General features: G+C 63.6%; 21 protein-coding genes and 7 pseudogenes. 13 read left to right on the forward strand and 15 right to left on the reverse strand.

Annotated features, from left to right (window positions below; all coding sequences use genetic code 11):
• Nucleotides 1–102: 102 nt before the first annotated feature.
• Nucleotides 103–1,314, forward strand: a complete 1,212-nt coding sequence (locus ACVWYI_RS35135; protein ID WP_247343642.1) for a hypothetical protein — start codon at nucleotides 103–105, stop codon at nucleotides 1,312–1,314.
• 58 nt (nucleotides 1,315–1,372) lie between these two features.
• Here ACVWYI_RS35135 and ACVWYI_RS35140 read toward each other — a convergent pair.
• Nucleotides 1,373–1,772: pseudogene (locus ACVWYI_RS35140) on the reverse strand (META domain-containing protein).
• Nucleotides 1,773–1,903: 131 nt separating this feature from the next.
• A pseudogene (locus tag ACVWYI_RS35145) lies at nucleotides 1,904–3,569 on the reverse strand (L-lactate permease).
• A 316-nt stretch (nucleotides 3,570–3,885) separates the two neighbouring features.
• Between ACVWYI_RS35145 and ACVWYI_RS35150 the strand changes: the two are divergent.
• The gene (locus tag ACVWYI_RS35150) at nucleotides 3,886–5,649 is read left to right on the forward strand and encodes an ABC transporter ATP-binding protein/permease (protein ID WP_247343652.1); all 1,764 of its coding nucleotides are present in this window, start codon (nucleotides 3,886–3,888) and stop codon (nucleotides 5,647–5,649) included.
• A gap of 264 nt (nucleotides 5,650–5,913) precedes the next feature.
• Here the strand turns inward: ACVWYI_RS35150 and ACVWYI_RS35155 are convergent, their stop codons facing one another.
• The 5 genes from ACVWYI_RS35155 to ACVWYI_RS35175 form a co-directional block, all read right to left on the reverse strand.
• Nucleotides 5,914–6,918: a TorF family putative porin gene (locus tag ACVWYI_RS35155; RefSeq protein WP_247343657.1), complete on the reverse strand. Its 1,005-nt coding sequence runs from the start codon at nucleotides 6,916–6,918 to the stop codon at nucleotides 5,914–5,916.
• A 403-nt stretch (nucleotides 6,919–7,321) separates the two neighbouring features.
• Nucleotides 7,322–7,693, reverse strand: a complete 372-nt coding sequence (locus tag ACVWYI_RS35160; RefSeq protein ID WP_456664337.1) for a histone — start codon at nucleotides 7,691–7,693, stop codon at nucleotides 7,322–7,324.
• Nucleotides 7,694–7,778: 85 nt separating this feature from the next.
• Nucleotides 7,779–9,101, reverse strand: a complete 1,323-nt coding sequence (glcF, locus tag ACVWYI_RS35165) for a glycolate oxidase subunit GlcF (protein WP_456664338.1) — start codon at nucleotides 9,099–9,101, stop codon at nucleotides 7,779–7,781.
• On the reverse strand, nucleotides 9,098–10,336 hold the full coding sequence (locus ACVWYI_RS35170; protein ID WP_456664339.1) for an FAD-binding protein: 1,239 nt from the start codon (nucleotides 10,334–10,336) through the stop codon (nucleotides 9,098–9,100). Before ACVWYI_RS35170 ends, glcF begins: the two co-directional genes overlap by 4 nt.
• A 62-nt stretch (nucleotides 10,337–10,398) precedes the next feature.
• Complete coding sequence (locus tag ACVWYI_RS35175) at nucleotides 10,399–11,892, reverse strand: FAD-linked oxidase C-terminal domain-containing protein (RefSeq protein ID WP_354052235.1); 1,494 nt, start codon at nucleotides 11,890–11,892, stop codon at nucleotides 10,399–10,401.
• Between the two features lie 274 nt (nucleotides 11,893–12,166).
• Between ACVWYI_RS35175 and cycA the strand changes: the two genes are divergently transcribed.
• The gene (cycA, locus tag ACVWYI_RS35180) at nucleotides 12,167–12,562 is read left to right on the forward strand and encodes a cytochrome c-550 CycA (protein WP_247343671.1); all 396 of its coding nucleotides are present in this window, start codon (nucleotides 12,167–12,169) and stop codon (nucleotides 12,560–12,562) included.
• Nucleotides 12,563–12,680: 118 nt separating this feature from the next.
• On the opposite strand, the gene ACVWYI_RS35185 is transcribed toward cycA, so the two are convergent.
• On the reverse strand, nucleotides 12,681–13,637 hold the full coding sequence (locus tag ACVWYI_RS35185) for an alpha/beta fold hydrolase (RefSeq protein WP_456664340.1): 957 nt from the start codon (nucleotides 13,635–13,637) through the stop codon (nucleotides 12,681–12,683).
• Between the two features lie 326 nt (nucleotides 13,638–13,963).
• Here ACVWYI_RS35185 and ACVWYI_RS35190 point away from each other — a divergent pair, with 326 nt between their 5' ends.
• Both ACVWYI_RS35190 and ACVWYI_RS35195 read left to right on the forward strand, forming a co-directional pair.
• Nucleotides 13,964–14,146 carry a hypothetical protein gene (locus ACVWYI_RS35190; protein ID WP_247343677.1) on the forward strand — a complete coding sequence of 61 codons (183 nt, stop codon included), beginning with the start codon at nucleotides 13,964–13,966 and terminating at the stop codon, nucleotides 14,144–14,146.
• A 71-nt stretch (nucleotides 14,147–14,217) separates the two neighbouring features.
• A pseudogene (locus ACVWYI_RS35195) lies at nucleotides 14,218–14,965 on the forward strand (IS5 family transposase).
• Nucleotides 14,966–14,978: 13 nt separating this feature from the next.
• Here the strand turns inward: ACVWYI_RS35195 and ACVWYI_RS35200 are convergent.
• From ACVWYI_RS35200 to ykgO, 3 genes are all read right to left on the reverse strand, one after another.
• Nucleotides 14,979–15,239 (reverse strand): hypothetical protein, encoded by a 261-nt coding sequence (locus ACVWYI_RS35200; RefSeq protein ID WP_247339810.1) that lies wholly within the window; start codon nucleotides 15,237–15,239, stop codon nucleotides 14,979–14,981.
• 124 nt (nucleotides 15,240–15,363) lie between these two features.
• Complete coding sequence (locus ACVWYI_RS35205) at nucleotides 15,364–16,005, reverse strand: tetratricopeptide repeat protein (protein WP_247339809.1); 642 nt, start codon at nucleotides 16,003–16,005, stop codon at nucleotides 15,364–15,366.
• Between the two features lie 122 nt (nucleotides 16,006–16,127).
• Entirely contained in the window at nucleotides 16,128–16,253 is a 126-nt protein-coding gene (ykgO, locus tag ACVWYI_RS35210) for a type B 50S ribosomal protein L36 (RefSeq protein WP_006611362.1), read from the reverse strand.
• 310 nt (nucleotides 16,254–16,563) lie between these two features.
• Between ykgO and ACVWYI_RS35215 the strand changes: the two genes are divergently transcribed.
• From ACVWYI_RS35215 to ACVWYI_RS35230, 4 genes and pseudogenes are all read left to right on the forward strand, one after another.
• Nucleotides 16,564–17,448 carry an amidohydrolase family protein gene (locus tag ACVWYI_RS35215; RefSeq protein ID WP_247339808.1) on the forward strand — a complete coding sequence of 295 codons (885 nt, stop codon included), beginning with the start codon at nucleotides 16,564–16,566 and terminating at the stop codon, nucleotides 17,446–17,448.
• A 303-nt stretch (nucleotides 17,449–17,751) separates the two neighbouring features.
• Nucleotides 17,752–18,477 (forward strand): annotated as a pseudogene (locus ACVWYI_RS35220) (haloacid dehalogenase type II); the annotation flags it as partial.
• 45 nt (nucleotides 18,478–18,522) lie between these two features.
• Nucleotides 18,523–18,990 carry a YbaK/EbsC family protein gene (locus tag ACVWYI_RS35225; RefSeq protein WP_247339806.1) on the forward strand — a complete coding sequence of 156 codons (468 nt, stop codon included), beginning with the start codon at nucleotides 18,523–18,525 and terminating at the stop codon, nucleotides 18,988–18,990.
• Between the two features lie 56 nt (nucleotides 18,991–19,046).
• Nucleotides 19,047–19,885: pseudogene (locus ACVWYI_RS35230) on the forward strand (adenylate/guanylate cyclase domain-containing protein).
• A gap of 57 nt (nucleotides 19,886–19,942) precedes the next feature.
• Here ACVWYI_RS35230 and ACVWYI_RS35235 read toward each other — a convergent pair.
• Nucleotides 19,943–20,309 (reverse strand): annotated as a pseudogene (locus ACVWYI_RS35235) (hypothetical protein).
• Nucleotides 20,310–20,601: 292 nt separating this feature from the next.
• Between ACVWYI_RS35235 and ACVWYI_RS35240 the strand changes: the two are divergent.
• Nucleotides 20,602–20,859 (forward strand): hypothetical protein, encoded by a 258-nt coding sequence (locus ACVWYI_RS35240; protein ID WP_247339802.1) that lies wholly within the window; start codon nucleotides 20,602–20,604, stop codon nucleotides 20,857–20,859.
• A gap of 124 nt (nucleotides 20,860–20,983) precedes the next feature.
• Here ACVWYI_RS35240 and ACVWYI_RS35245 read toward each other — a convergent pair whose 3' ends face one another.
• Nucleotides 20,984–21,922, reverse strand: coding sequence for a LysR family transcriptional regulator (locus ACVWYI_RS35245; RefSeq protein WP_456664341.1), 939 nt, complete (start codon nucleotides 21,920–21,922; stop codon nucleotides 20,984–20,986).
• 116 nt (nucleotides 21,923–22,038) lie between these two features.
• Between ACVWYI_RS35245 and ACVWYI_RS35250 the strand changes: the two genes are divergently transcribed.
• The 3 genes from ACVWYI_RS35250 to wrbA are packed head-to-tail and all read left to right on the forward strand — an operon-like array spanning nucleotide 22,039 to nucleotide 24,172.
• The gene (locus ACVWYI_RS35250; protein ID WP_247339799.1) at nucleotides 22,039–22,791 is read left to right on the forward strand and encodes an SDR family NAD(P)-dependent oxidoreductase; all 753 of its coding nucleotides are present in this window, start codon (nucleotides 22,039–22,041) and stop codon (nucleotides 22,789–22,791) included.
• 34 nt (nucleotides 22,792–22,825) lie between these two features.
• Nucleotides 22,826–23,524, forward strand: coding sequence for a pirin family protein (locus ACVWYI_RS35255; protein ID WP_456664342.1), 699 nt, complete (start codon nucleotides 22,826–22,828; stop codon nucleotides 23,522–23,524).
• Between the two features lie 48 nt (nucleotides 23,525–23,572).
• Complete coding sequence (gene wrbA, locus ACVWYI_RS35260) at nucleotides 23,573–24,172, forward strand: NAD(P)H:quinone oxidoreductase (protein ID WP_247339793.1); 600 nt, start codon at nucleotides 23,573–23,575, stop codon at nucleotides 24,170–24,172.
• A gap of 28 nt (nucleotides 24,173–24,200) precedes the next feature.
• Here the strand turns inward: wrbA and ACVWYI_RS35265 are convergent.
• Nucleotides 24,201–25,347, reverse strand: a pseudogene (locus tag ACVWYI_RS35265) (GNAT family N-acetyltransferase).
• A 117-nt stretch (nucleotides 25,348–25,464) separates the two neighbouring features.
• A complete protein-coding gene (locus ACVWYI_RS35270; protein ID WP_456664343.1) occupies nucleotides 25,465–26,817 on the reverse strand; it encodes an O-antigen ligase family protein in 1,353 nt (450 codons plus the stop codon).
• Nucleotides 26,818–26,840: the final 23 nt, after the last annotated feature.

Genomic DNA, 26,840 nt, shown 5'->3' on the forward strand with positions numbered 1-26,840 from the left:
CCACTACGGTAACGCCCGATTCGAATTGTTTGGGCATGATCTGATCGGAAAAACCGCTTCACACTTTTCCGGATCATGCCCCATTGCCCGGGGATTTCGTCGATGCGCGCGCTTCTGGTTTGCCCGACAGTTTTATTGGCGGCTCTGCTTGCAGTTTCGCCTGAGGTCGCATCCGCCCAGATGAAGCTGTCGCCGAAGGCCACGGCGCCCGGCGGCGCGGAGACGCGCTATTTCACCTCGATCGACGGGCTGATGGACGGCAATGCCGACGTGATCCTGAAGGAGACACGCCAGGGCAAGACCGTCACCGCAGCCGTGCTCGACGTCTGTTATCCGGTCGCGAAGAATTCCGACCGCAAGGACCGCTTCGTCGTCAATCTCCAGGTCGCCGGCCAGAACCTGACGGGTACGACGCAGAGCCTCGGCGCGAAAGCGCCCGTCACCGTCAAACTGCTGCGCAAACAGGCTGGAGACACGTTCGAATTCCGCGGCCAGATCAGCATTGGCCAGGCCGTGACCGAGGTCACCTCTCCCGACAATTCCGATCTCAGCGAGAAGGAATTCCTGGACAACCAGACCTCCGACGACGGCATCACGCCGCAGCCGAAGGATTTCACCGACGTCTCGCCGGAAGCGATTGCGGTCAAGGTCAAGCTGGATGCCGCGACGGAGTTCCTGAAGAGCCTGAAGGGCCAGGACGTCGAGGTGACGCTGGCGAGTCTCACCGTCGGCTGCGACGCGCTGCGCGCAGGTGAGCAGACCATCAACATGTCGGTCGATCCGGAGCGCGCAGGCGCCCTGTTGGAGAAATTCAAGGCGATGCCCGGCGTCATCACCGCGGGCTGGACCGCGGGCATGACCGAAATGGACCGCACCATCCGCATCCCCGCCGCCGACTGGCGCGACGGCGACAAGCTCAACCGCGACAAGCTCGCGGCCGCGGTGGCTGGCGTGCTGAGCAGGACGCTCGCGGCAAAGCCGGTCTCGCAAAGCTTCAACCCGGCCACCGGCAAGCTCAAGCTGGTGTTCAAGCGGCCGAACCAGGATTTTCCCGCGCTCGAGCTCACCGACACCATCGAGGTCGCGGGTCTCGTCTCGCCCGACAAGCCCGGCACGACCGACAAGCTCATGCTCTGGATCGGGAGTCCCGCGACCACGACCACCGATGAGAGCAGCGGCGCCAAGCTCAATCTCTCGGACGAAGCGACGGCCGACGAGGAAGGCGATCAGCCCGACGACAACGGTTCGGTCGAGGCGCTCACCAAGGAGCTGAAAGGCCAGCGCTGGGACGCCGACAAGTCGGTGTGGAAGTAGTGCGAGGCAGGGTGCCCCGGACGCAGCGCGAAAGCGCTGCAGGGCCGGGACACGAAAGCTAGTTCCCGTTGACGCGGAAACGCAGCGGCTTGGGGCCGACGAGCGTCAGCACGTCGCCCTGGCGCTTCCAGGTCTCGGCGCTGCCGAGCGCCGCGACGAGATCGTCATCGGCCTGGGCCCTGGCCGGCGGACAGGAGCGGTCCTGGATCTGGGCCGGGGACGAAGATCACGGTGTTGCCGGCGACCGAGAACTGGCCCTTGCCGCCCTTGCACCAGAGCTCCAGCAAGACTTCGCCATTGTCGCCGATTTCAATGTTCGGAATCCGCTTCGAGCCCGGCTGCGGCAACGCCTCCAGCGTCATCTCGGTGCCGAACGGGAAACCGTCATCGGCACGCGCGACAGTGGCCATCGCGAGCGTTGCAACCGCCGCACACACAATCTGCTTGAGCGAAACCATGACACCTCTCGACCGACCTGATTTGCCGATCTTCTATAAGACGGCAGCTGCAATGAGAAGCTTCGCCCGCATGCAAAAATCCCCGCGGAGAGATCTCCGCGGGGATTTGCATCGACGCCGGGCGTGACCTGCTACTTCAGCACCATCGCCGTGAACGGCCAGACATAGGCCTGCAACGTCACGAACACGCCGACCAACGAGGCCAGCACGATCGAGTGCCAGAACACGAAGCGCAGGATCGTGCCTTCGTGGCCGTACCAATTCGTCGCAGTGGACGCGACCACGATCGACTGGGCGTCGATCATCTTGCCCATCACGCCGCCGGACGAGTTCGCCGCGGCCATCAGGATCGGCGACAGGCCAAGCTGCTCGGAGGTGATCTTCTGAAGATTTCCGAACAGAACGTTGGAAGCGGTATCCGATCCCGTCAGCGCCACGCCCAACCAGCCGAGCAGCGTGCCGAAGAAGGGATAGAGCACGCCGGTTGCAGCAAAGGCGAGGCCGAGCGTCGCATCCACGCCGGAGAGCCGCGTCAGCGTGCCGATCGCGAGCATCGCCGAGATCGTGATCAGCGAGATCGCGCACAGCCGGATGGTGCGGCCGTATTCCGTCAAGAGCCGGCCAGGACCGACGCCCATCAGGAAGCCTGAGATGATCGCCGCGATCAGCATGCCCGTGCCGGTGAAGGACAGGTAGGTGAAGCCGAACACCGCACTCTCTTTCGTCGGCCCCGGTGCGACCGGCGGCATCTTGTTGATCATCTGATGCAGCTCGGGAACGGGGTAGTTCCAGGTGAAGATCGAGTTCGCCCAGGTCTTGAAGGCACCGTTGCCCCAGATCAGCATCACGATACAGACGATGATCCAAGGCAGCAGCGCGCTGAACATCTCGCTCTGGGTGAGCGGCGTCTTGTCGAGGGGTTTTGCGGCCGCCATGGTGGAGGTCGATTCATCACGGCTGCGCAGCGCCGGCGACAGCCAGAGCTGCCTGGGCTGCCACACCTTCAGGAACAGGATCAGCGCGCCCATCGAGATCAGCGACGCGCCGATGTCGACGATCCAGGGGTTGACGAAGTTCGAGATCACGAATTGCGGGACTGCGAACGACACGCCGGTGACGAGAACCGCCGGCCACACGTCCTTCATGCCCCTCCAGCCCGCGAACGCCCACACCACCCAGAACGGCACGATCAGTGAGAAGATCGGCAACTGCCGTCCGACCATCGCGCCGAGGATGTAGGGATCGAGCCCGGTGGACCGAAGCGAGGCCCTGGATCGGCGTGCCCAGCGCGCCAAAGGCGACCGGTGCTGTGTTGGCGATCAGCGACAGGCCGGAGGCCGCGAGCGGCGAGAAGCCGAGGCCGATCAGCACGGCACCGGTGATCGCGACCGGGGTACCGAAGCCCGAAGCACCCTCGAAGAAGGCGCCGAACGAGAACGCGATCAGCAGCAATTGCAGCCGCCGATCCTCGGTGACCCCGCCGACCGCGCGCTTGAGCAATTCGAAGCGTCCGGTGGTCACCGTCACCCGGTAAAGGAAGATGACGTTGAGAACGATCCAGCCGATCGGAAAGAAACCGGTGACGATGCCCAGCACCGAAGCGCGGATCGACATGTTGGCCGGCATGGTGAAGACGAAGATCGCGATCAGATTGGCCACGATCACGGCGATGATCGCCGCAATATGAGCCTGGACGCGCCCGCTCGCGATCAGGACCAATAGTGTGACGACAGGGACTGCCGCCGCGATCGTCGACAGCACAGGGCTGTGCAACGGGTCATAGACTTGATTCCACATGGTCTTCCTCCCCCACGCATGTGTGCGGCAGGCGGCCCGCGTGGACAGCCGATCCTGCTCGACGCTGAAGCGATAACCCCCGAGTTGGACGCGAATTCCTCACGAATGCAGCGGTTCCCCTCCCGCTCACAAGCCCGCGAAATCCCGAAGCACCCCACCCCGCGCCGTTGAGGCCCATGCTAGGGTTGCAAGCTGCGACAAGCCAACGCAAATTGCAGAACCTGCGACTTTAGTCTAAGCGCGCCCATTTCCGCCGTCGCGCCCCAAATCTTTGGCCCCGGGCAGTTGTGCACATCCCCTCAGGAGACCCAGCTCTGTGAAGAACATCCGCGCCACGCTCGCGATCGTCTGGCGAATCGCCGCCCCTTATTTCCGATCGGAGGACAAATGGGCCGGCCGCGGCCTGCTCGCCGCTGTCATCGCGATGGAGCTGGCGCTGGTCGCGATCGACGTCCTGGTAAACCAATGGCAGAACCGGTTCTACAGTGCGCTCCAGAATAGCGACTGGGATGCCTTCGTCACGCAGATCTGGATCTTCGTCGGCCTCGCCTCCGCCTTCATCGCGCTGGCGGTCTACAAGCTGTACCTGAACCAGTGGCTCCAGATCCGCTGGCGGCAATGGCTGACCCGGCACTATCTGGGCGAATGGCTGCAAGGCGCCACCCATTACCGCATGCAGCTCAAGGGCGATGCAGCCGACAACCCGGACCAGCGCATCACCGAGGACGTCAAGAACTTCGTCGAGCAGACCCTGACCATCGGGCTCGGCCTACTCTCGTCGATCGTGACGCTGTTCTCCTTCGTGATCATCCTCTGGGGCCTGTCCAACGCTGCGCCGCTGCACCTGTTCGGCGCCGACCTCGTGATCCCCGGCTATCTGTGCTGGGGCGCGCTGGTTTACGCGATCTTCGGCACCGCGCTGACGCACTGGATCGGGGCGCCGCTGGTCAATCTCAATTTCGAACAGCAGCGCTATGAGGCCGACTTCCGCTTCAACCTCGTCCGCGTCCGCGAGAACTCCGAGCAGATCGCGCTGCTCAAGGGTGAAGGCGCCGAGCGCGGCCGCCTGCTGGAGCGCTTCGGCTTCGTGATCGGCAATTGGTACGCCATCATGAGCCGGACCAAGCGCCTCACCGCGTTCACCGCGAGCTATCAGCAGGCCGCCGTGATCTTTCCCTACGTGCTGGTGGCGCCGGCCTTTTTCGCCAAGAAGATTCAGCTTGGCGACATGATGCAGACCGCCTCCGCCTTCTCAAGCGTGCAGGGCGCACTGTCGTTCTTCGTCACGGCGTACCGGTCGCTGGCGGAATGGCGCTCGATCGTCGCGCGCCTCGACGGCTTCGAGATGTCGGTCGATGCGGCCGCGAACCTGCCGCCGCACGAGCCGGCGATTGCCATCGAGCCCGCCGGCGTCAATCGCACTATCGCACTCGAACAGCTCTGCGTGAACCTGCCGAGCGGCACGCCGCTGGTCGCCGCCGACGCCTTCTCCATCCAGACGCCGGAGCGCGTGCTGGTGACCGGACCGTCAGGCTCCGGCAAGTCGACGCTGTTCCGGGCCATCGCCGGCATCTGGCCGTTCGGCACAGGCACCATCTTCGTCCCGGAAAAGGCGAAGCTGATGATGCTCCCCCAGCGCCCGTATTTCCCGGTCGGCGTGCTGCGCGACGCCGTGGTCTATCCGGCCGCGCCGGGCGCATTCGAAACCGCACGCGTCAGGGACACGCTGATCGCGGTCGGGCTGCCCGACCTCGCCGAGCGACTCGAGGAGGAAGGCCACTGGAATCGGATGCTGTCGCTGGGCGAGCAGCAGCGCCTCGGGCTCGCCCGCGCGCTTCTGCACGCGCCGGACTACCTGTTCCTGGACGAGGCCACGGCCTCGCTGGACGAACCGTCCGAGGCCCGGCTGTACCGGCTGCTGACGGAGAAGCTGCCACAGGCTACCCTCGTCTCCATCGGCCACCGCTCGACGCTCGACGCCTTCCATACCCGCAAGGTGACGATGGTGAAGCACGGCGCGATCCACGTTCTCGGTGACAGTGGCGTGCCGGTCGAGAAGGAGCCGAGCGCGGCGCGCTGAGGCGCAACGGCGATGGCCCGCGGGCTATCGCTTTCAAAGGACCGATGGGCGGCTTCCGTGCGGCCCATCCTTCGAGACGCCCGCCTCTGGCGGGCCCTCAGGATGAGGTCCTGCCCCGCGGCGAAATCCCAACCCTCATGGTGAGGAGCGCCGCCTTACGGCGCGTCTCGAACCATGAAGGCCACGCCCTTTCGCAGACCCCAACCCAAAGCAAAGGGCGGCAGGTTGCCCTGCCGCCCTTATCTAGTCGCTTCGGGAAGAAGCTTACTTCAGGTTGCTCATCGCCGTCAGGTCGAACGACAGCTTGGCAATGCCGGCCGCGCCGCACCAGTTGGAGCCGGCGCCGCCCGGATTGATCGCGGTGACGTTGGTGGTGCCGGTGGCGTTGAAGGCGCTGGTGAAGGCGTTGCAGTCACCCTTGTTCAGGTCGGTGTCGGAGTAACGCAAGTCCAGCGTGAACACCTTGTAGGTGAAGCCGATGCCGATATTCCAGGTGTTGTAGTCCTTGTAGGGGATACCGTTGGCGAAAACGGTGCCGACACCGGTGCCGTAGAAGGCGTCCGAGGTACCGAACCACTGCCGGCCGAATTCACCCGACACGTACATGCCCATACCGGAGGCGCCGAAGGCTGTGCTGGGCGCCGTGTACTTGGCGGTCAACGAAGCGTAGTTGCCCCAGGCACCCGAGTTCAGGAAGTTCGGCGAGTAATACTCGGTCGCGCCGACCGTGAAGCTGTCGTTGATGGTGTAGTTCACCTTGCCGTAGACTTCGAGGAAGCTGACGTCCTTCTTCATGACGTTGCCGTCGGCGAGGAAGATCGTGGTCGTGCTGACAGCGCAGACGTTGCCGCCGGGAATGCCGCCAGTGAGGAAGTTGTCGGCGCAGCTGCCGCCCGGATACAGGTAGCCCCAGATACCGATGTCGAAGGCGAAGGCGCCGAAGGTCGGGCGGATACCGCCGTAGATGTCGACTTCAGCAGCAGCGCGATTGGCGAAGGAGATGCTCTCGGCGGACACGCCGACGTAGAGCTGGAGGTCCTTGTTGACGTTGTAGCGCGGCTCGAAATAGGCCGCGACTGACGGCTTGTGGTTCGACTGCGTGACGCCGCGGAAGATGTAGTCGCTCATGATGGCGCCGCCGAAGGCGATATCCCAGGGGTCAAACGCAACCACCGGCGGGGCCTTCTTGGCCTTCACCGCCATGTCTGCCGCGAAAGCCGAACCCGTCACCATTGCCAGCGCCGTTGCCAACAAAGCCACTTTTTTCATTTCGATCCCCATCACCAGTTCTAAGACCCTAGTCGGATCCCGGAAGCCCCCCGGAACGCACGACCTGATTGCAAATTTCGTAACCGCGGCAATTTGGATGGGGTGACGTGAACCGTGAAGCAAATATCGCAGGCATCTGCTGACTTTTTGGGCGTTCTGACGATTCCACGAAAGGTTGTCAGCCTGTGTGTCTTCCCGATCACATCATTTGCATTGCAAAGCGCACAGACATGCCCGGGTTAGTACGGGACCCGCGGTACCGTGCTGTCCGCGCGACGAATCAGGCTGCTCCCGGACAAGACAATCTCCGCGCGCCGTCGCGCCGATGCAAAAAGGCCGCAGCATCACCGCTGCGGCCTTCCTGTTGTCGATCATGGTCGTCGGATTGGATCCAGCCTTTGGCCTAACCTTGTCCCTCGGCCGGCGTCGCTTCCGCAGAAGACGAAGGCATCGCCCAGCTTGTCTCGGCGGCAGGCTCGGGAGCCGGAGTTGCTGGCGCTGACGGCTTCGGCGCGGGAGCTGCCTTCGCCTTCTTCGGTGCCGCTTTCTTGGCAGCCTTCTTGGCGGCCTTCTTAGGCGCAGCCGGCTTAGCTGCCTTCTTGGCCGACTTCTTTGCGGCCTTCTTCGACGCGGCCTTCTTCGCTGATTTCTTGGTGGCTTTCTTGGCAGACTTCTTCGCGGACTTCTTGGCTGCCTTCTTTGCGGTCTTCTTCGCCGCTACAGCCTTCCTGGCCTTTTTGGCCTTCTTGCTTTTCTTCTTCTTCGCTTTCGCCATCGTGGTCCTCCTGTTGCCGCCGAACAATGGTCGATCGGGCGTCTTCAGCCGTCACCTCCGGACGAAAGCTCAGGCCTTTGAAAGCTCAAACTTGCGCGTTCAATGCCGGCCGCGATCCGCCCGTAGCCCAATCGAGAAGCTCAATCGTGTGTACGACCGGAACTGACGTGCCACTGGCAATCTGCACCATGCAGCCGATATTGCCTGTGGCAATCATGTCCGGCTTGACGCTCGCGATGTTGGCGACCTTGCGATCGCGCAACCGGCCCGCAAGCTCGGGCTGGAGAATGTTGTAGGTCCCCGCCGAACCGCAACACAAATGGCTCTCCGGCACATCTTTCACCACGAATCCATTCTTGGAAAGCAATTCTTTCGGAAGGCCCGTGATTTTCTGCCCGTGCTGCAGCGAACACGCTGAGTGATAGGCGACGACGATGTTGTCCTGTCGCGCGGTGGCCGCGAGTCCGAGGCCGGCGACGTATTCGGTGATGTCCTTGGCGAGTGCGGAGACCTTCGCCGCGTCGGCGGCAAACGCAGCGTCCTCTCGCAGAAGATAGCCGTAGTCCTTGATCACGGTGCCGCATCCGGACGCCGTCACCAGGATGGCGTCGAGCCCCTCGCCGGCCGCTTCCGCACGCCACGCCGCGATATTGGCGCGAGCCCGGGCCAGTGCGTCCTGGTCGTTACCAAGGTGATGGGTCAGCGCGCCGCAGCACTGCTCGTCCCTGACAAGGACGACCTCGATGCCGTGGCGCGTGAGGAGACTGATGGCGGCCTGATTGATGCGCGGCGCCAGCACCTGCTGGGCGCAGCCCTGGAGCAGCGCGACCCGGCCACGCTTCTTGCCGAGCGCTGCGAACACACTGCCGGCGGCGGGCCCCGGCGGCGGCAGCCGGTTCGGCGCCAGTGCCAGCATCGCCTTGAGGCGTTGGATCAGGCCGGGCGTGGCCGATGGCCGGGGCGTCGGCAGGAGCACCGCCAGCGGGCGGGCTAGCCGCGCCAGCACCATGCTCACGCGGAAACGCCGCGGGTCCGGCAGGACGAAGGCCAGCAACCGGCGCAGCAGCCGCTCCGTCAGCGGCCGCTCATAACGCTGCTCGATCCTGACCCGGGCCTGGTCGACAAGGTGCATGTAATTGACCCCCGAGGGGCAGGTCGTCATGCAGGACAGGCACGACAGGCAGCGGTCGACATGCTTGACCACTTCAGCCGTCGGCGTCAGGTCCTTCTCTAGCATCTCCTTGATCAGATAGATGCGGCCGCGCGGGCTATCGAGCTCGTCGCCAAGCAGCACATAGGTCGGACAGGTCGCGGTGCAGAAGCCGCAATGGACGCAGGCGCGCAGGATCTTGTCGGCTTCCGCGATGTCGGGGTCGGCGAGCTGCGCGAGTGAGAATTCGGTCTTCATGCCGTAGCGCCCCGCGTCAGCCGGCCCCGGTTGAGGATGGTCTTCGGATCGAAACTCGCGCGGACTCGTTCGCTCAACGCGACGATGCCAACGGCTTGCGGATGGAACACGTCGACACCGCGCCTGATGTCCTCAGCCGCCCGGATCAGCGTGGCGTGCCCGCCGACCGCATTCGTATGTTCGCGCACGGCCGGGGCGTGGGCGTCCGACTTCGGTGGCAACGCCGCCCAGATCAGTCCGCCGCCCCAATCGTAGATCACGTCGCCGCCGGTCTCGCGTGCCAGCAGCGTCCCCAGCGCTGCGCCCGACGCCGGCGGACAGACGATCCGCCAGACCTGCCAGGCCCCCAGCGCGCCACTGGCAGCGAACGGCAGGACGTCGCGGATCGTGGCCCACAGCGCCGCGGACGCGACGTCCTCGACCGGCGTCGCGGTTCCGAACGGGGCCAGCAATTCGCGCAGCGAGCCAGCTCGGTGGGCGGCGGAGGCAGTAATGCCTTCGAGCCGCAGCACGGTCAGCGCCTCGCCCTGGCCCGCGATATCGCCGAGACCTTCGGTCCTGGTCCGGAACGCCGATTTTGGCAGGTGCGCGGCACCGGAAACGTCAAAGGGCGAGCCGAGCGCCGCGGTCATCGCCTTGTTGGCGGCGGCATCGTCGAGCCCGCGCAGCAGCAGCGTCCGCTCGGCCTCCGGCTTCGGCATCACCTTCAGCGTGACCTCGGTCATGACCGACAGCGTGCCCCAGGAACCGGCGAGAAGCTTGCAGAGGTCGTAGCCGGTGACGTTCTTCACCACCTTGCCGCCGGTCTTGAAGCTGTCGCCGAAACCGGAGACGGCATGCGCCCCGAGCAGATGGTCGCGCGCCCCGCCCGCCCTGATCCGGCGCGGACCGGCCAGGCCAGCCGCGATCATGCCACCAATGGTGCCGAGCGCGGGCGTGCCGAGCAGCGGCGCCGTGTTCATCGGCTCGAAGGCGAATTGCTGGTTCTTGGCATCGATCAGCGACAGCACGTCGGCCAGCGGCGCCCCGGCCTGGAGCGTGACAATGAGTTCGTTGGGTTCGTAGGCGGTGATGGCATTCAGCGCGGAGACGTCGAGCACGGCGTTGGTCGCCATCGCATGACCGATGCTGCGCTTGCTGCCATGACCGATGATCTCGAGCGGCTGCTCATTGGCAATCGCCGCGCGCACCACCTCTTCGACGTCTTTGGCGTCTCTAACCCTGAGCGTATCCACGACTGAGCCGGTATCCAAGTTTGCAGCGGAAATCAAATTTGGCGCGCTGCTGCGGGGCGACGCTAGAACCGCGGGATGTCCGGAAACGCCAGCTTGCCGGCGTGGACATGCATGCGGCCGAGCTCGGCGCAGCGGTGCAGGGTCGGAAACACCTTTCCGGGATTGAGCAGGCCCTGCGCGTCGAAGGCGCATTTCAGGCGCTGCTGCTGGTTGAGATCGATCTCGCTGAACATCTCCGGCATCAGATCGCGCTTCTCGATGCCGACGCCGTGCTCGCCGGTGAGCACGCCGCCGAACTCGACGCAGGCGCGCAGGATGTCGGCGCCGAAGGCTTCGGCGCGCTCGATCTCGCCGGGCTTGTTGGCGTCATAGAGGATCAGCGGATGCAGATTGCCGTCACCGGCATGGAACACATTGGCGCAGCCAAGCTGGTATTTTTCCGATAGCTCGCGGATGCGCGCCAGCGCCTTCGGCAGCGCACCGCGCGGGATGGTGCCGTCCATGCAGAGATAGTCCGGGGAGATGCGGCCGACGGCGGGGAACGCAGCTTTCCGGCCGGCCCAGAACAGATTGCGCTCGGCCTCCGAGGTCGATATCTGGCAGGTGGTCGAGCCGCAAGCATTCGCAATCGTCTCGACGCGCGTGATCAGCTCGTCGACCTCGATCCTGGGACCGTCGAGCTCGATGATGAGGAGCGCCTCGACATCGAGCGGATAGCCGGCATGGACGAAGGCCTCCGCGGCGTGGATCGCAGGCTTGTCCATCATCTCCATGCCGCCGGGAATGATGCCCGCGCCGATGATGCGCGCCACGCATTCGCCGGCCGCCTCGACTTGCGCGAATCCGACCATCAGCGCGCGCGCCGTCTCCGGCTTTTGCAGGATGCGCACCGTGATCTCGGTGATGACCCCGAGCAGCCCTTCGGAGCCGGTGATGACGCCCATCAAGTCATAGCCGGTGTTCTCCGCCGACTTGCCGCCGATGCGCAGGATCTCGCCGCTCATCAGCACGATCTCGCAGCCGAGCACGTTGTTGGTGGTCATGCCGTATTTCAGGCAGTGCACGCCGCCGGAATTCTCCGCGACATTGCCGCCGATCGAGCAGGCGATCTGCGAGGACGGATCCGGCGCGTAGTAGAACCCGGCATGGGCGACGGCCTGGCTGATCGCGAGGTTGGTGACGCCGGGTTCGGTGACGACGGCGCGGTTGTCGAAATCGATCTCGCGGATGCGCTTGAACTTGCCGAGGCCCAAGAGCACGCCGTCTTCCAGCGGCAGCGCGCCGCCGGACAGTGAGGTGCCGGAACCGCGCGGCACCACCTTGATGCCCTGCCCTGCACAATATTTCAGGACGAGCGAAACCTGCTCGGTCGTGTCGGGCAGCACCACGACCATCGGCGGCTGCCGATAGGCCGTCAGCCCGTCGGATTCATAGGCCCGCATCTCGGCGGCGCTGTCGATCACGCCTTCGCCTGGGACGATTGCGCGCAATGCAGCCACGATCTCAGCGCGGCGCGCGAGCACGGCCTGGTCGCTCGCAGGCATCATGATGGCCATATCACATCCTTCATGGCGTATCCTTCCCGCTGACGCCGCACGATCGATTTGTCGCGACAAATCAACCACGTCCGCGGTGGTTTGGGTAGGCCATCCGAAAGTCGGATCGACGATCTTGCGCGAGTTCGCTCTGGGACAAGTAGGAAATCGTGAAACCTGTCATGGTTTGGCGGCTTGTCCAAGCCGGGCAGGCCTGCCAAAACCGGCAGGTCCGACGATTGCCGATCAGGCAAGTAACTGACCAGACCCCCAGGGAAGAGACGAAGAGCACCCGATGACAAAACTGATTTTTGGCGCACTGACCATCCTCACCGCGATTGCCACCGCACCTGCCGCGATGGCGCAGGATGCCGCGGCCGGCAAGTCGTCGTTCAACAAATGCCTGGCCTGCCACGCGATCGGCGAAGGCGCCAAGAACAAGGTCGGCCCCGAGCTCAACGGCCTCGACGGCCGCAAGTCCGGTACCGCGCCGGACTACAATTACTCCGACGCGAACAAGAATTCGGGCATTACCTGGAACGAGGCCCAGTTCAAGGAATACATCAAGGACCCCAAGGCCAAGATCCCAGGTACCAAGATGGCGTTCGCCGGCATCAAGAACCAGACCGAGATCAACAATCTCTGGACCTATGTGTCGCAGTTCGACAAGGACGGGAAGATCAAGCAGTAAGCCCGTGAACGGCGGTCGCTGGAGCTTCGGTTCTGATTGAATCAGAACCGAAGCTCCACCGTCTTGTTTTGACGCGTTTTCTTCACGCGAACCAGTATCCACTTCGCTCGAAAACGCTCTAATCGGCGACCGCCGGCGCCGGGACGATTTTTCCGATCATCGTCTCGATCTCGGTCTTCACGAGATCCGGCACCGCGTTCTGCACCATGTGGCCAAGATCAGGCAGCACGATCAGCTTCGCATTCTGGACAGTCGCGGCGAACGGGCGCGCGTGGATGTTGGTCTTCACCGTCTTGTCGGGTTCGCCGGCGATGATCGTGACCGGCGCCGATATCTCGGCGTAGCGGGCGACTTGCGCGGCGACCGCTTCCTTCAGCGTCACCAGATCATAGGCATTGGCGATGAACTCGCGCGGGCGCAGCAGCAGTGGCGTCGCGGAGTCATGCACGAAACCATCCGGCATCGTCTGTGGCAGGAAGACGCTGCGCGCGCCGGCCTCGGCAACGAAATACCCCAGCGGCAGCGTGACGGTGTAGGCGAGCAGCGGGCCGATCACGGGCGTTGCGATGATCTCGTTGTAGCGCCCGACGCCGCCGCGCCAGGGATGGGTGACGGGCGCGAGCATCACGAGGCCCGCAACGCGGGCGGGATGATCGAGCGCCAACCGCGCGCCGAGCGCGCCGCTCCAGGAATGCACCACGAAGACCGCGCGATCGATCCCGAGCTTGCCGAGCGCCTCATCGATCATCCGCGCCTGGACTTCCGGCGTCGAATCCTGCCGCCGCGCGCGGGTGCTCCAGCCATGGCCGGGACGGTCGATCAGGATGACGCGATGGTTCTGGGCGAGGAGATCGCCGAGCGGCCGCCGCATCACTTCCAGGTTGGAGCTCGCGCCGTGCAACATCACGATCGGCAGGCCCGAATCGCGCGGACCGATATCGACGGCGTGAAGCACAGCACCATCGACCTCGATCATCCGGCCTTGCGGTGGGAAGGCGCGTTGCACGACGAGGACGCCGGCCTGCGTGACCAGCGCCAGCAGAACCAGCGCGGTCACGACTGACATCACGATCATGGAGAGAATCCGGGCGATCGAGGGCACAGGGCAATTACGGGGCTTCGGGGCGGCAGTTTCGCCCAGGGAGACCCGGCGCTCCACTTGAAATGCCGGGGCTGTGGATATGTGCATAATTCCAGCGGGAAAAACGCAACGAAATCAATGCTACTTCCCGCAGCACGCAAGCTTCGAAACAGCTTCATGCACTCGTCATCGCGGCTTCCATATAATCGCCACGGTCGGTTCCGCCATTTGGACGCGGGTGGGCGCCGATCCTGCTCGCAACCCCAGGGGATGCGGGAAAGACCGGCAGGATTTGTCCTGATTTGAACCGGAGAATTTCGATGAGCTTGAGATCCAAAGACACTCCGATCGACGAGATCGTGGCAAGCTGCAACGGCGACCTGCGCGGTGCCGTGCGCGCGCTGCTGCTGATCAACGAGCACCTCGAGACGGAGCTTGCAAAGGCCTACGCCGCAGCGGTCGATCACGGCCTCGCCGAGCGCGAAGGCAGCGTTTTGCACTAGGTCGCTTGTCGACCTAGGGTCTGTTGGGATTCAGGATTCTCATCGGGGCTTGGTTGTGATTCAAGCTTGGGATGGACCGATACGTTTTGACTGACGCCCAATGGGCGAAGATGGAGCCGCATTGTCTTGGCAAGCCGGGAGATCCGGGCCGCAGCGGCAAGGACAACCGACTGTTTGTCGAGGCCGTTCTGTGGATCGCCCGAACCGGCAGTCCCTGGCGGGATCTGCCGGCGATGTTCGGCCACTGGAATAGCACATTCACGCGCTTTCGCGACTGGGTGAAGGCGGATGTCTGGAAGCGGCTGTTCGAGGCCATCTCCGACGATCCCGACATGGAATACGCCATGGTCGACGCCACCATCGTCAAGGTCCACCGCCACGGTCAGGGCGCAAAAGGGGGACGCAAAGCCAGGCGATCGGCCGCTCGAAAGGCGGCATGACCACCAAAATTCTGGCGCTCACCGATGCGCTCGGCAATCTCGCTTCGTGCTCCTGCCGGGACAGCGTTTCGATACGGTGGGCGTGCCGCCGCTCATCGAGGGATTGGCCTTCAACGCGCTGATCGCTGATAAGGCCTTCGATAGCAACGCCATCATCGCCGAACTCGAAGCGCGTGGCGCCAAAGTCGTCATCTCCCAGCATCCGCGCCGTGCACAGCCTCTCGCCATCGACAAGGAGATGTACAAATGGCGGCATCTCATCGAGAACTTCTTCGGCAAGCTCAAGGAATTCAAGCGCATCGCAATGCGCGCCGACAAGACCGACCAGAGCTTCACTTCAATGATCTATCTGGCCGCGGCCGCGATAAACTCCAGATGAATCCCAACAGACCCTAGTTCGTGCTGTCCTCGTCCTTTTGCTCGTCTAATGTGAGCGCGGGACAAGCGCGGATCGTCGAACGGGCAAGCTTGGCATCGGCCTTGGACTTGTAGGGGCCGTCACCGAACCAGACGTCGCCGATGATCACGGGATTACTGGTGACGATGCTGCATTTTCCGGTGGCGTTGTTGCCGACCACCCAGAACAGCCCGTCGGCGAGGCTCATCGTCCCCGACGCCAGCAGCAATATACCTGCAAAGATCAAACGCTTCATGGCTGTGCTCCGGCCGTGAAGGTAGGCCTGCGGCGGTGTCACCCATACCCCTCGTAACGCGGCGCGTGTCATCGTGGTTAATCCGCCTGCGCCGAATTCGCTCGAGCAATGATCGACTTGTCCGCTAAATATCGCGGCCTTCGACCTTCTCGGTTAGCGCCTTGACCTGATCGGGGATCTTCTCGAGATGCGGATTGACGGCGAGCGCCTTGCGGTAGGCCTCGAGCGCGCGCTTCTCGTCGCCGACCTCCTGCATGATCATGCCGAGGCCTGCGAGCGCGCCGAAATGGCGGGGCTCGCGGATCAGTACCTCGCGGATGTCGGCGAGCGAGCGGCCATAGTCGTTCTGCATGTAATAGAGCGTCGCGCGCCGGTTCCAGGCCTCGATGTAGTCGGGCCTGAGCTTGACGACCGAATCCAGCAGCTTGATCGCGACCTCGATCTTCTTTGCGTCGACCGCGGTCTTGGCCCGCGCCATCAGCAGCGCCGCGGTGTCGCTCGGGGTCTGGATCCAGATCGCCCAGATCCGTGCCTCGACATGCTTGGCGCTGGCATCGTCGGGCGCAGCTTTCAGCGCGCCGAACAGGAAATCGAGATTCTTGGTGCGGTCGACCTTGGGCAGCTTGGCCGGCGCTTCCGGAAGCTTTTTCTGCTTGCCGGGCGGAGGCGGCGGATCAATCTGCTGCGCCAGCGCCGGAGCGAGGCCGGCGGCTCCCAGCACAAGAGCCAGACAAAGGGTGCGCGCGAAGAGGAATCTCACTGCCATGATCGAAGTGTAAACGCGCAAGGCCGCCCTTGCATAGCAGGGGCGGCGTCAAACTCGTGTGAGGCCGTGGTCTTGCGGGGCGCGCGCTCGGGCGTCCGGCAGGGCAATATCAGCCGCCCAAATCAGCCTTGGCGAGCCTTGAAGCGGCGCTGCACCTTGTTGATCACATAGACCCGGCCCTTGCGGCGGACCAGGCGGTTGGCGCGATGGCGACCGCGCAGTGATTTCAGCGAGTTACGGACCTTCATGGCAGAATCCTGAACGTTCGAAAGGCCGTGTTCGGCACTACCGTTTCGGCACGCGCGAATGTGGCAAAATGAGATCTTTCCCGCTGGCGGACGACCGCCCGGGACGGGGCGGTTTCTAAGGCATCGCGGGACTGGATGTCAATGTTAACTGCCATGTTCCGAACCAGCAAATTCTGGAAAACAACCCCATGCAAAGCAGAAACGGCCGGATCGGCCTCAATCTAGTCGCTTGCCGGCCTCGCTTTCCACGATGCCTTGCCAATTTCGTTATATCATATAATCAATTTGGCAACCCGTCGGGAGGAAACCAATGCCGAAGCTGAAGCTGCCGAACATCGACGACGTCGTCGCCATCGACATCCACACCCATGCCGAGGAGCCCTGCGGCACCCATCCCGACGACGGCTATGACGATTTTCAGGCTCAGATGGCGGATTACTTCAAGTCGCCGCACAAGCATCCGCCGACCGTGCCGGAGACCGCGGCGTATTACCGCTCGAAGAACATCGCGGCCGTAATCTTCCCGGTCGACGCCGAGCGCGAGACCGGCTTCCGCCGCTACAAGAATGAGGAGATGCTGGAGATCGCCTCCGACCATCTCGACGTCCTGATCCCCTTCGTCTCGATTGATCCGCACAAGGGCAAGCTCGGCGTCCGCGAGGCGCGCAAGCTGATCGAGGAATACGGGGTGCGCGGCTTCAAATTCCACCCGACCATGCAGGGCTTCTACGCCAACGACCGCATGGCCTATCCGCTCTACGAAGAGATCAACAATGGCGGCGCGATCGCGCTGTTCCACACCGGCCAGACCGGCGTCGGATCGGGCATGCCCGGCGGCATGGGCATGCGGCTGAAATTTTCCAACCCGATGTACATGGACGACGTCGCGGCTGACTTCCCGGACCTCAAGATCATCCTCGCCCACCCATCCTTCCCCTGGCAGGAAGAAGCGCTGTCGGTCGCGACCCACAAGCCGAACGTCTATATCGACCTGTCCGGCTGGTCGCCGAAATATTTTCCGCCGATCCTGGTCCGCTACATCAACTCGATCCTGCAGGACAAGATGCTGTTCGGCTCGGACTGGCCAGTGATCACGCCGGACCGCTGGCTGTCGGACTTCGCCAAGATCGACATCCGCGACGACATCCGGCCGAAGGTGTTGAAGGCCAACGCGCGCAAGCTGCTAGGGATCTAGGCGCGTATTCGTCAGCGCATTGATGGCTTCGACGCTGCTATCGAATCCCTCACGCTCAGGCCCTCAAGGCCTCAGACGGCGGATGGCGGCCTTGGCGCGGTGAATCCGATGGCCGCGTTGCGTGCGATCCATTCACGCGACGAGGTCCCCGAAGCATATGCCCACCTCCGGACCGGCTCACACTTCGGCAAGATCGTTGTAAAGCTTTAGAAGCCGAGGCCCCGATTCGCGTTTCCCCCTTGGATCGATACAGCTGCGCCGAGTATAGTCCATGCGCCCGCAGCGATCCGGAGGACCGGTCAATTGAGCCTGAAAGCCGTTATCTTCGACGCCTACGGAACGCTTTACGACATCCAGTCGGTCGCGGAGACCACCGAGGATGCGTTTCCGGGCTACGGCGAGATCATCACGCAGATCTGGCGCATCAAGCAGCTCGAATACACCTGGTTGCGCTCGCTGATGCGGCGCTACCAGGATTTTAACGCCGTCACGCGCGACTCGCTTGCCTATACGCTGCGCGTGCTCGGGCTCGCCTATGAAAGCGATGCGTTCGAGCGGGTGATCGAGAAATACCTGCATCTCGATCTCTATCCGGATGCGGCAGCCACGCTCGCGGCGTTGAAACCGCGAAAACTCGCGATCCTCTCCAATGGCAGTCCGAACATGCTGGGTGCGCTCGTGCGCAATTCCGGGCTCGACGCCCTGCTTGATGCCACGATCAGCGTCGATGCGAAGAAGATCTTCAAGCCGAGCCCGGAAGCTTACGTGCTGATCGGCGAGGTACTCGGCACCGCGCCCGACGAGGTGCTGTTCGTCTCGTCCAACCCCTGGGACGTCGCGGGCGCGAAGGCGTTCGGGCTGAACGTCGCCTGGATCGAACGGGTGACGCCCGAGGCGATGGCGCTGGCTTGCGTCGAGAATGAACTCGTGGCACCGCTGACGATGTTGAAGGCGATCCGCACCCAGATGGATGAGCTCGGCTTCGCGCCGGACCACCGCGTCCGTTCGCTCTCCGAGCTGCCAAGGATCGCCGAAGGATCGCCCAAGGATCGCCGCCCGCCCGTGAGACCTGAATTGAGCCTTCAATCCGTTCGCGATTTCTTCGCTGAAAAAGCCCCCGACATCACCGTCATCGAATCCCCGATCAGCTCCGCGACTGTGCCGCTGGCCGCCGAGGCCTATGGCGTCGAGCCTGGAATGATCGCCAAGACGCTGTCGTTGCGGATCGGCGAGCGCGTGCTCCTGATCGTCGCGGCCGGCACCTCACGCATGGACAACAAGAAGGTGAAGGCGGCGTTCGGCGGCAAGCCGAAGATGCTCGGTCTGGAAGAGGTCGCCGAGATCACCGGGCACGAGGTCGGCGGCGTCTGTCCGTTCGGGCTGAAGTCGCCGCTGCCGATTTACTGCGATGTGTCCTTAAAGGCGTTCGACATGGTGGTGCCGGCCGCAGGCTCGACCCATAGCGCGGTGCGCATCACGCCGGACCGCATGGCCGAGCTGACGGCGGCCGAATGGGTCGATGTCTGCGAGGTCAGGCCGTAAGGCAGCTGCGGGATGCCTGATGCATTTGCCAGTCCAAGGAGGCTAATGTATGAACCATGCCCGACGATAAGGTAAAACGACGGCTGACCACCGTGCTGTGCGCTGATGTGCACGGCTATTCTCGCCTCATGGAAGCCGACGAGGCGGGAACGCTGGAGACACTCCGCCGCTACCGCACGGCCATTGCGGGATTGGTGGAGCGCCATGACGGGCGGATCGTGAATACCTGGGGTGATGCTGTCATCGCCGAATTCGCCAGCGTCGTCGAGGCCGTGCAATGTGCGGTTGAGATTCAGCAGGAAATTTCCAACCAGGATTCGGACCCACCTCCCCCGATGCGTTTTCGCATCGGCATCAATCTCGGCGATGTGATGGTGGATGGTTCCGATCTTTATGGAGACGGGGTCAATATCGCGGCGCGTCTGCAAGAGCTTGCCGAACCCGGGGGATCGTGATCTCCAGCTCCACCTATGATCAGGTGCACAACAAATTGTCTGTTGGCTTCGACTGCCTCGGCCAGCGTCCAATGAAAAACATTGCTCCCGTGACCAGTTATCGTGTGACCATGAGCGGCCAAACCGCTCAAGCACGGAGCCTTCCGCCTGGCGAACGCCTGACTTCTCAGGACGCAATTGCGGGCTCGCAAACTGACGCCGTACACCGCGACCGATACGAGTCGTCCACGTGGATGGGCTTCGTTTCAGATGGGCTAGCGAAGCTTCCCCGCCCGGTTGCAGCGGCCCTCACGGTGTCGGCCTTTCTGATTCTGATCAATATTTTCACCGGCATGCACAGGATCTGGTTCCATTGGCCGGTCGCGGCTTTGCTCTTCGGCGCCATCCTGCGGACGGCGCTCCGACATCGACCTGAGTCGGACAGCAAGGGGGAGCGCTGAACGAGGCGGCACCGGCAGCATCTTTGCGCCTAGCGCCAACCGCGCTCCGATCGTGCGCTAATCATTGTCATCATCATAAGGATCATAAGGCCGCGGCTGCGCTTGCGGAGGTGGTGGCGGCGCATTGTTATAGCGCGGCGGGCGCTGCCGCTCGATTGCTCGGGACCCGCTGCTGCGGCTGCATCTGGTTGTTGGACTGGAACACCGCACGGCAGCCGCTGGAAAGCTGTGGTGTGTTCTGCCGCAAGCAGGCCGTGATGCGGCTCACGTCCGGGATCTGGTCGCTGCACAGCCGCCACACATCCGGCGTACAGGCCATCTGCTGTTCCATGGTTCCGCGATATTCTTCGGCGGACGCGGCACTATGTGCGACGATGCCGCCGATCGCGAGCGCTACACCCAGCACAATCCGCTCTGTCCGCATGTCCCGATCCTTCTCGAGTTTCTTGAATTGTCTTCAATCAATGAGACGCGGGGAGGTTCTGGACCAACAAAAAAACGTGAAAGCGCGATTGGAACTTACTCCACCTTGCCGATCTTCTTCACCGCCGCGATCAGCCGCATGCTGTCGGTGGCGACGAACTCGGCAAACGCCGGCGCGTCCGTGACCGCCCGCAAGAACAAGCCGTGCGGCGGGATTTACGAAGCATTATCCATGTTTCGCCCGGTCAGGAACGCCCCCCTGGACCCACCGTTGCCTCCCAGGGAGTCGAGCGATGAACAGACTTCGAACCATCGACGTGGCGTTGGACGAGATGCTGGTGAATCTCGCCGCTATCGTGTTGCGGCTTTCAAAGCCCGAAATGACGCGAACGCCGCAGGCACGGCGCGCATTGGCGCAATCGGTGCATCAATACGCGGTCTGCGCGAAGCGCTCGAGCGATCCGCATGTTCATGAATTGAAGTCGCGGCTGGAACAAACGTTGAAGCCGAGCTTGCGAATTATCGCGAAGGATGGCGTGAAGGTGTCGTAGCTCAGACTCCGTCATTGCGAGGGCAGCGAAGCAATCCAGAGTGTCACCGCGGAGGGAGTCTGGATTGCTTCGCTGCGCTCGCAATGACGAGGGTGTTGAAGCCGCTCGCTCTACGACGACTTTGCTACGACGGCTTTGCCTTTCCGCGCGCCGGCCGCTTGCACGTCCCCCCCGGCAGCTTCGCCGCGAGAAAATCGCCGAGCGCTTCGACACGTGCGGGGCGGGGGCCGCCGGGTGGCGTGACCAGATGCACGGCGCCTTCGGCCTGCTTCCAGTCTTTCAGAATGACTTCGACCTCGCCGGAGGCGATGGCCTCGCCGACGATGAACTCCGGCAGTTCGGCGATGCCGAGACCCGCGATCAGCGCCGGCATCACGGCTTCGCCATTGTTGACGCGAAGCTGTCCGCCCGGACGTACACTGGCCTGTTCGCCGGCCGAATTGGTGTAGTGCCAGACATTCGGCGTCGAGAGGTAGGCGTAGCTGAAGCACTTGTGCTCGGCGAGATGCATGGGATGCGTCGGCCGTCCCTGGCGTTTGAGATAGGCCGGCGCCGCCACCGTGAAGCGCGGCATGGTGAACAGCCGTCGCGCGATCAGTGAGGAATCCGGCAACCGCGCGATCCGCACTGCCATGTCGAAACCTTCGCCGATCAAATCGACGGTCGCATCACTCAGATGCAGATCGACGGAGACTTCCGGATAGACTTCGAAGAACTCCGGTAGCAACGGCGCCACCGCCTTGATCCCGAACGTCATGGGCACGGCGAGCCGCACCAGCCCGCGGGGCGCTACCGATTGCGCCAGCGCCTCGTTCTCCGCCGCCTCACCGTCGGACAAAAGGCGCGTCGCACGCTCGGCGAGCTTATGCCCGGCATCGGTCAGCGCGAGCCGGCGCGAGGTGCGGTTGAATAGCCGGGCGCCGAGCCGCTCTTCGAGGCGCGTGACCGCCTTGGACACCGTCGCCTTGGACATCGCGAGCTCGCCCGCGGCACCCGCAAACGACCGTAATTCCACGACTTTTGCGAAAATCGCGAGCGCCTCGAAATCGGGGAGTTTTGCCATGGAACCGGTCCGATTGGGTGATTAATGGAAACAATGTGTTTCAACAGTTTCTATTTCTATACCACAAGCGGAGGCTTATCCAAGGGTCATCAGAAATTCAGGAATGGAGAAATCCAATGACCAAGAAGCTCTCAGGCAAGATTGCGCTCGTCACCGGTGGCTCGCGCGGTATCGGCGCGGCCTCTGCTCGCGCACTCGCCGATGAAGGTGCGGACGTCGCCATCAGCTATGTCGCGTCACCCGAAAAGGCCGAAGCGGTCGTCACTGAACTGAAGGCAAAGGGCGTCAGGGCCCGCGCCTTCAGGGCGGACCAGGCCTCGGCCAAGGACGTGACGCAGCTCGTCAACGACGTGGCGAAGGAGTTTGGCCATCTCGACATTCTCGTCAACAATGCTGGCGTTGCGAGCGGCGGTGCGATCGACGATGCGAATGCCGACACCGAGGCGCTGGCCCGCCAGGATGCGATCAACGTGCATGGCGTGATCGCGGCGATCCGCGCCGCCTCGCAGTTGATGGGTGAAGGCGGCCGCATCGTCACTGTTGGTTCGATGCTTGCCGACCGCGCCTCGTTCCCGGGCCTTGCCGACTACGTAGCCACCAAGGCGGCCGTCGTCGGCTACACCAAGGGCGCGGCGCGCGACCTCGGCCCGCGCGGCATCACCGTGAATGTGGTGCAGCCCGGCTCGATCGACACCGATATGAATCCGAAGGACGGCGGCGAGTTCGCCGAGACCCAGCGCAAGCAGCACGCGCTGCAGCGCTTCGGCCGCCCCGAGGAGGTGGCGGCCGGCGTCGTCTTCCTCGCAAGCCCGGAAGCCTCCTTCGTCACCGGCACCGTCCTCAACGTCGACGGCGGTTTCGGCGCCTAGGCGCCCCAATATCCCAATACAAGGAACTACGCAGATGATCGAACTCAGACCCTTCGCAAAGCTCGGCGGCGCCGATCACGGCTGGCTCAACGCCAAGCACCATTTCTCCTTCGCGAGTCACTACGACCCCAACAACATGGGTCACGGCGCCTTGCGGGTGTGGAACGACGACGAGATCGCGCCGAACACGGGCTTTCCCGCCCATCCCCACGCCAACATGGAAATCATCACCTATGTGCGCGAGGGCGCGATCACCCATCAGGACAGCCTCGGCAACGAGGGCCGCACTGAAGCGGGCGACGTGCAGGTGATGAGCGCCGGCAGCGGCATCCGACACTCCGAGTACAATCTCGAGCCGACCAAGACACGGATCTTCCAGATCTGGATCGAGCCGACCGCGCGCGGCGGACAACCGACCTGGGGCTCGAAGCCGTTTCCGAAAGGAGACCGCTCGGGCAACCTCGTCACGATCGCGAGCGGCTTCGAGGGTGACACGGACGCGCTGCCGATCCGCGCCGATGCGCGGGTGCTCGCCACCACGCTGAAAGCCGGCGAGAGCGCGGAATACGAACCGCAAAAGTCGCGGCACCTCTATCTTGTGCCCGCGGCGGGTTCAGTCGAGGTCAACGGCGTCCGCGTCAATGCTCGCGACGGCGCCGCGATCCGCGACGAGGACAGATTGAAGATCACGGCTCTGGAAGACACCGAGCTCGTGCTCGTCGACGCGGCGTAAGCGCCACTCACACGGAACACCTCAAATCACCTTTCAACGGAGACCATCATGACCAAAGTTCTCGTCCTCTATTACTCCGCCTATGGCCACATCGAAACAATGGCCAACGCCGTTGCCGAAGGCGCGCGCGAAGCCGGCGTCACTGTCGACATCAAGCGCGTGCCCGAACTCGTGCCGGCCGAGGTCGCCAAAGCGTCCTATTACAAGGTCGACCAGGCTGCACCCGTCGCCAAAATCGAAGACCTCGCCAATTACGACGCGATCATCGTCGGCACCGGCACCCGCTTCGGTCGCATGGCCTCGCAGATGGCGAACTTCCTCGACCAGGCCGGCGGGCTCTGGGCCAAGGGCGCGTTGCACGGCAAGGTCGGGGGCGCCTTCACGTCGAGCGCGACCCAGCACGGCGGCCAGGAGACGACGCTGTTCTCGATCATCACCAACCTCCTCCATTTCGGCATGGTCGTGGTCGGCATGAACTACGGCTTCGCCGGCCAGATGAAGCTCGACGAGGTCACCGGCGGCGCGCCCTACGGCGCCACCACGATCACCGGCGGCGACGGCAGCCGCCAGCCCAGCGCCAACGAACTCGCCGGCGCACGCTATCAGGGACGCCAGATCGCGGAGACCGCCAAGAAGCTACATGGCTAGGCTTCACGGCTGATGCGAGGGGGCGGCGTCAGCGCCTCCCCTTGCCCATGGCCCGCGCTGCAAGGGCGGCGAGCCTGGGGTGACGGCGCAGGCCCTGCGCGGCATGATCGCGCAACGCGAAGGGCTTGCCGCGCCAGGACAGCGCGACGCTGACATCGGTCAGCGGCACCGGCTCGGCGCCGAAGCGGCGCTTGTAGTCCTGGTTGCCGATGCTGAGGTCGAAACGGCGCACGCCTTCTGCATGCAGCGCTGCCATGGTGCGCTCGGTTACCAGCAGCCCCGGCGAGCAGCTCGACCATGAATTGCTGGCGTGGCTGATGCGCAGGAGAAAATAGGTCGCACCAAACCTGACGCCGAAGCGTGGTGGCGACGATGGCCTCGTCGCACACCAGCGCCGAGATGACGGCGTAACCGTCCGCGACACCCTGGCGGGCGATTTCGCGATAGAACTGCGCATGGGTTTCGTCGTTGAGGACGAAGCGCGAGCCGAGCTTTTGCATGCGCGCCTGCTGCTGGACATCCATCACGTCCAGTAGCTCGCGCGCACGCGCGACATCGGTGGCGACCTCGAATCGCGCGCCGCCATGACGGCTGAAGACGCGCCAGCAGCGCGGCATCTGCATGCGCTTGATCGAAGCCTGGTAGTCTTCATAATCGTCGCCGGTCAGCACGAGGTTGCCGTTGAGCGAGCAGGACCCGATCCGGCCAAGCGACGCCAGCGGATTCGGGTTGCCGCCGACATGGGCTGGCATCTTCTTCAGGCGCAGCAGATCGAATCGATCGGGCAATGCGCGCAATGCGTCGATCAGCGCCTTGCCGATCGCATCCGTTGCCGCCGCGTCCAACGCGGCATCGAGCGCCAGGATCGGCGCGTTGTTGTCGGAGACGCCGAAATCCGCGAATTCGACGATGCGGATGCCGCGCCTGAGGTGGCTGATCATCGGCACCACCGCAATGTCCCTGCCGGTCGCGGCATCGGAGATCAATGCAATCAGCGGTGCGAGGTCGTGGAACGCTTTGTACCAGGCGCCGAGCCAATAACCATGCTGAAACGCAGTGCGATGACCAGCGTTCAGGCGCGATGCGGCGTGCCGCCAGTCACGGACGAAATCGACCGCGATTCCCGACGTGCTGGACACAAGACCATTTGGTTGCTCGACGCTGAGGAACGTCATCCGCGGTGCTTACGATTACTGAATGTTTCCAGATAGATTGTGTTTTGTCGCAGACCACAAGCGACGTCACTGCTTATCGTTAAGCCAATGCCACTGCCGCGCCGGTGCGACAAGCTGTCAGGTTTCAGGTTCCTTTTGCGTCACACATTGGAACCTGGCCAGGAAGTGCAGGCCGGCCGCAGCAACAGCGAACATGAACCAGATCGGATTCTGCCGTTCGAGCAGGAAGGTCTCGGTCGCTCCGTAGTACAGGCCGAACAGCCACACGGTCAGGAACAGCTTTGCCAGCGCGCGACTACGATTGTGTGTCCGGGCCGACTGGAAATTGCCGAGCGGCGCGAGCACGAAGACGAGGATCACGAGCACGAGACCCGGCAGGCCGATGGTGACCGCGAGGTCGAGATAGCTGTTGTGACTGTGCGCCGCGGTCGTCGCCCATTCGGCGCCCTGGGCGGTCTGCCGTGCGGTGACGTCGTCCCAGAAGGCCGCATAGCCGTGGCCGGTGATCGGCTTTTCGGCGACGGCTGCGAGCGCGAACTCCCAGATGGCGGAGCGGCCGGTGAAGGTGGGGTCGAGCGGAAGCAGCCGCGTCATCGCCCCGAGCGTCGGGCTCAAAACACTGCCGACCGTCAGCAAATTCATCACGATCAGCGGCACGAAACAGATGATCCGCTTCAGCCACAAGCTTGGCGTGACGCAGACCAGCGACGCGAGCGCGTAGATCGCAAGGCATAGCACGGAGGACGTCTTGCCGCCGGTGAAGATCAGGAAGATTCCGGCCAGCGCGGCGATCGCCGGGCCCATCACGAACGATCCGACGGCGGACAGGTAAATGCCGACATAAACCAGGATGGTCATCACCGGCGAGGCGATGTTCTTGTGGCCAAAGCTGCCGCGCCAGTCGCCGGCCAGCTGCGGCTCCGTGACGTCGAGTGCGGTGTGGATCGAATATTGCGGCGCGAGGAAGACGCCGAGATAGCAGAGTGCGAGCAGGACGAGCGCGGCGCCACCGAGACACAGGTTGAAGCTGCGCTGCGTCGGCGGCAGCAACGGCAACAGCACGGCAAGCGACATCACGCTGGCCGCAAGCACGAAGCGCTGAATCGAAACGCCGCGGCTCTCGGAAAAGACGATGTTGATCAACAGCCAGCCGACCAGGCAGAGATGCAGCGGTGTCACCAGGGTCTTCAGCGCGGGCGCATCCGTTGCGGCGACGAACAGCACCGCGACCGCAGCCAACAGGCCCCAGGAGACATAGGTGAGCGCCATCCGTCCGCCGACGACGGTGATGACATCCTCGCTGCGCAGATCCGGAAACGGATCGAGCGTTACCAGCACAAGGAGCAGCGCCGCGACTGCGACGAGGCAACGCCCCGCCCGCACGGCGTTGACCCCCGCAAGCCCGTCGCGCAGGACGTAGCCGAACGATCGGGCCTCGACGTCAGTCATGTCAGCGACGCTGCGATCCATGGCTCAAGGCTGCTCGGGAGACT

It is taken from the genome of Bradyrhizobium sp. LB13.1 (genome assembly GCF_054056815.1).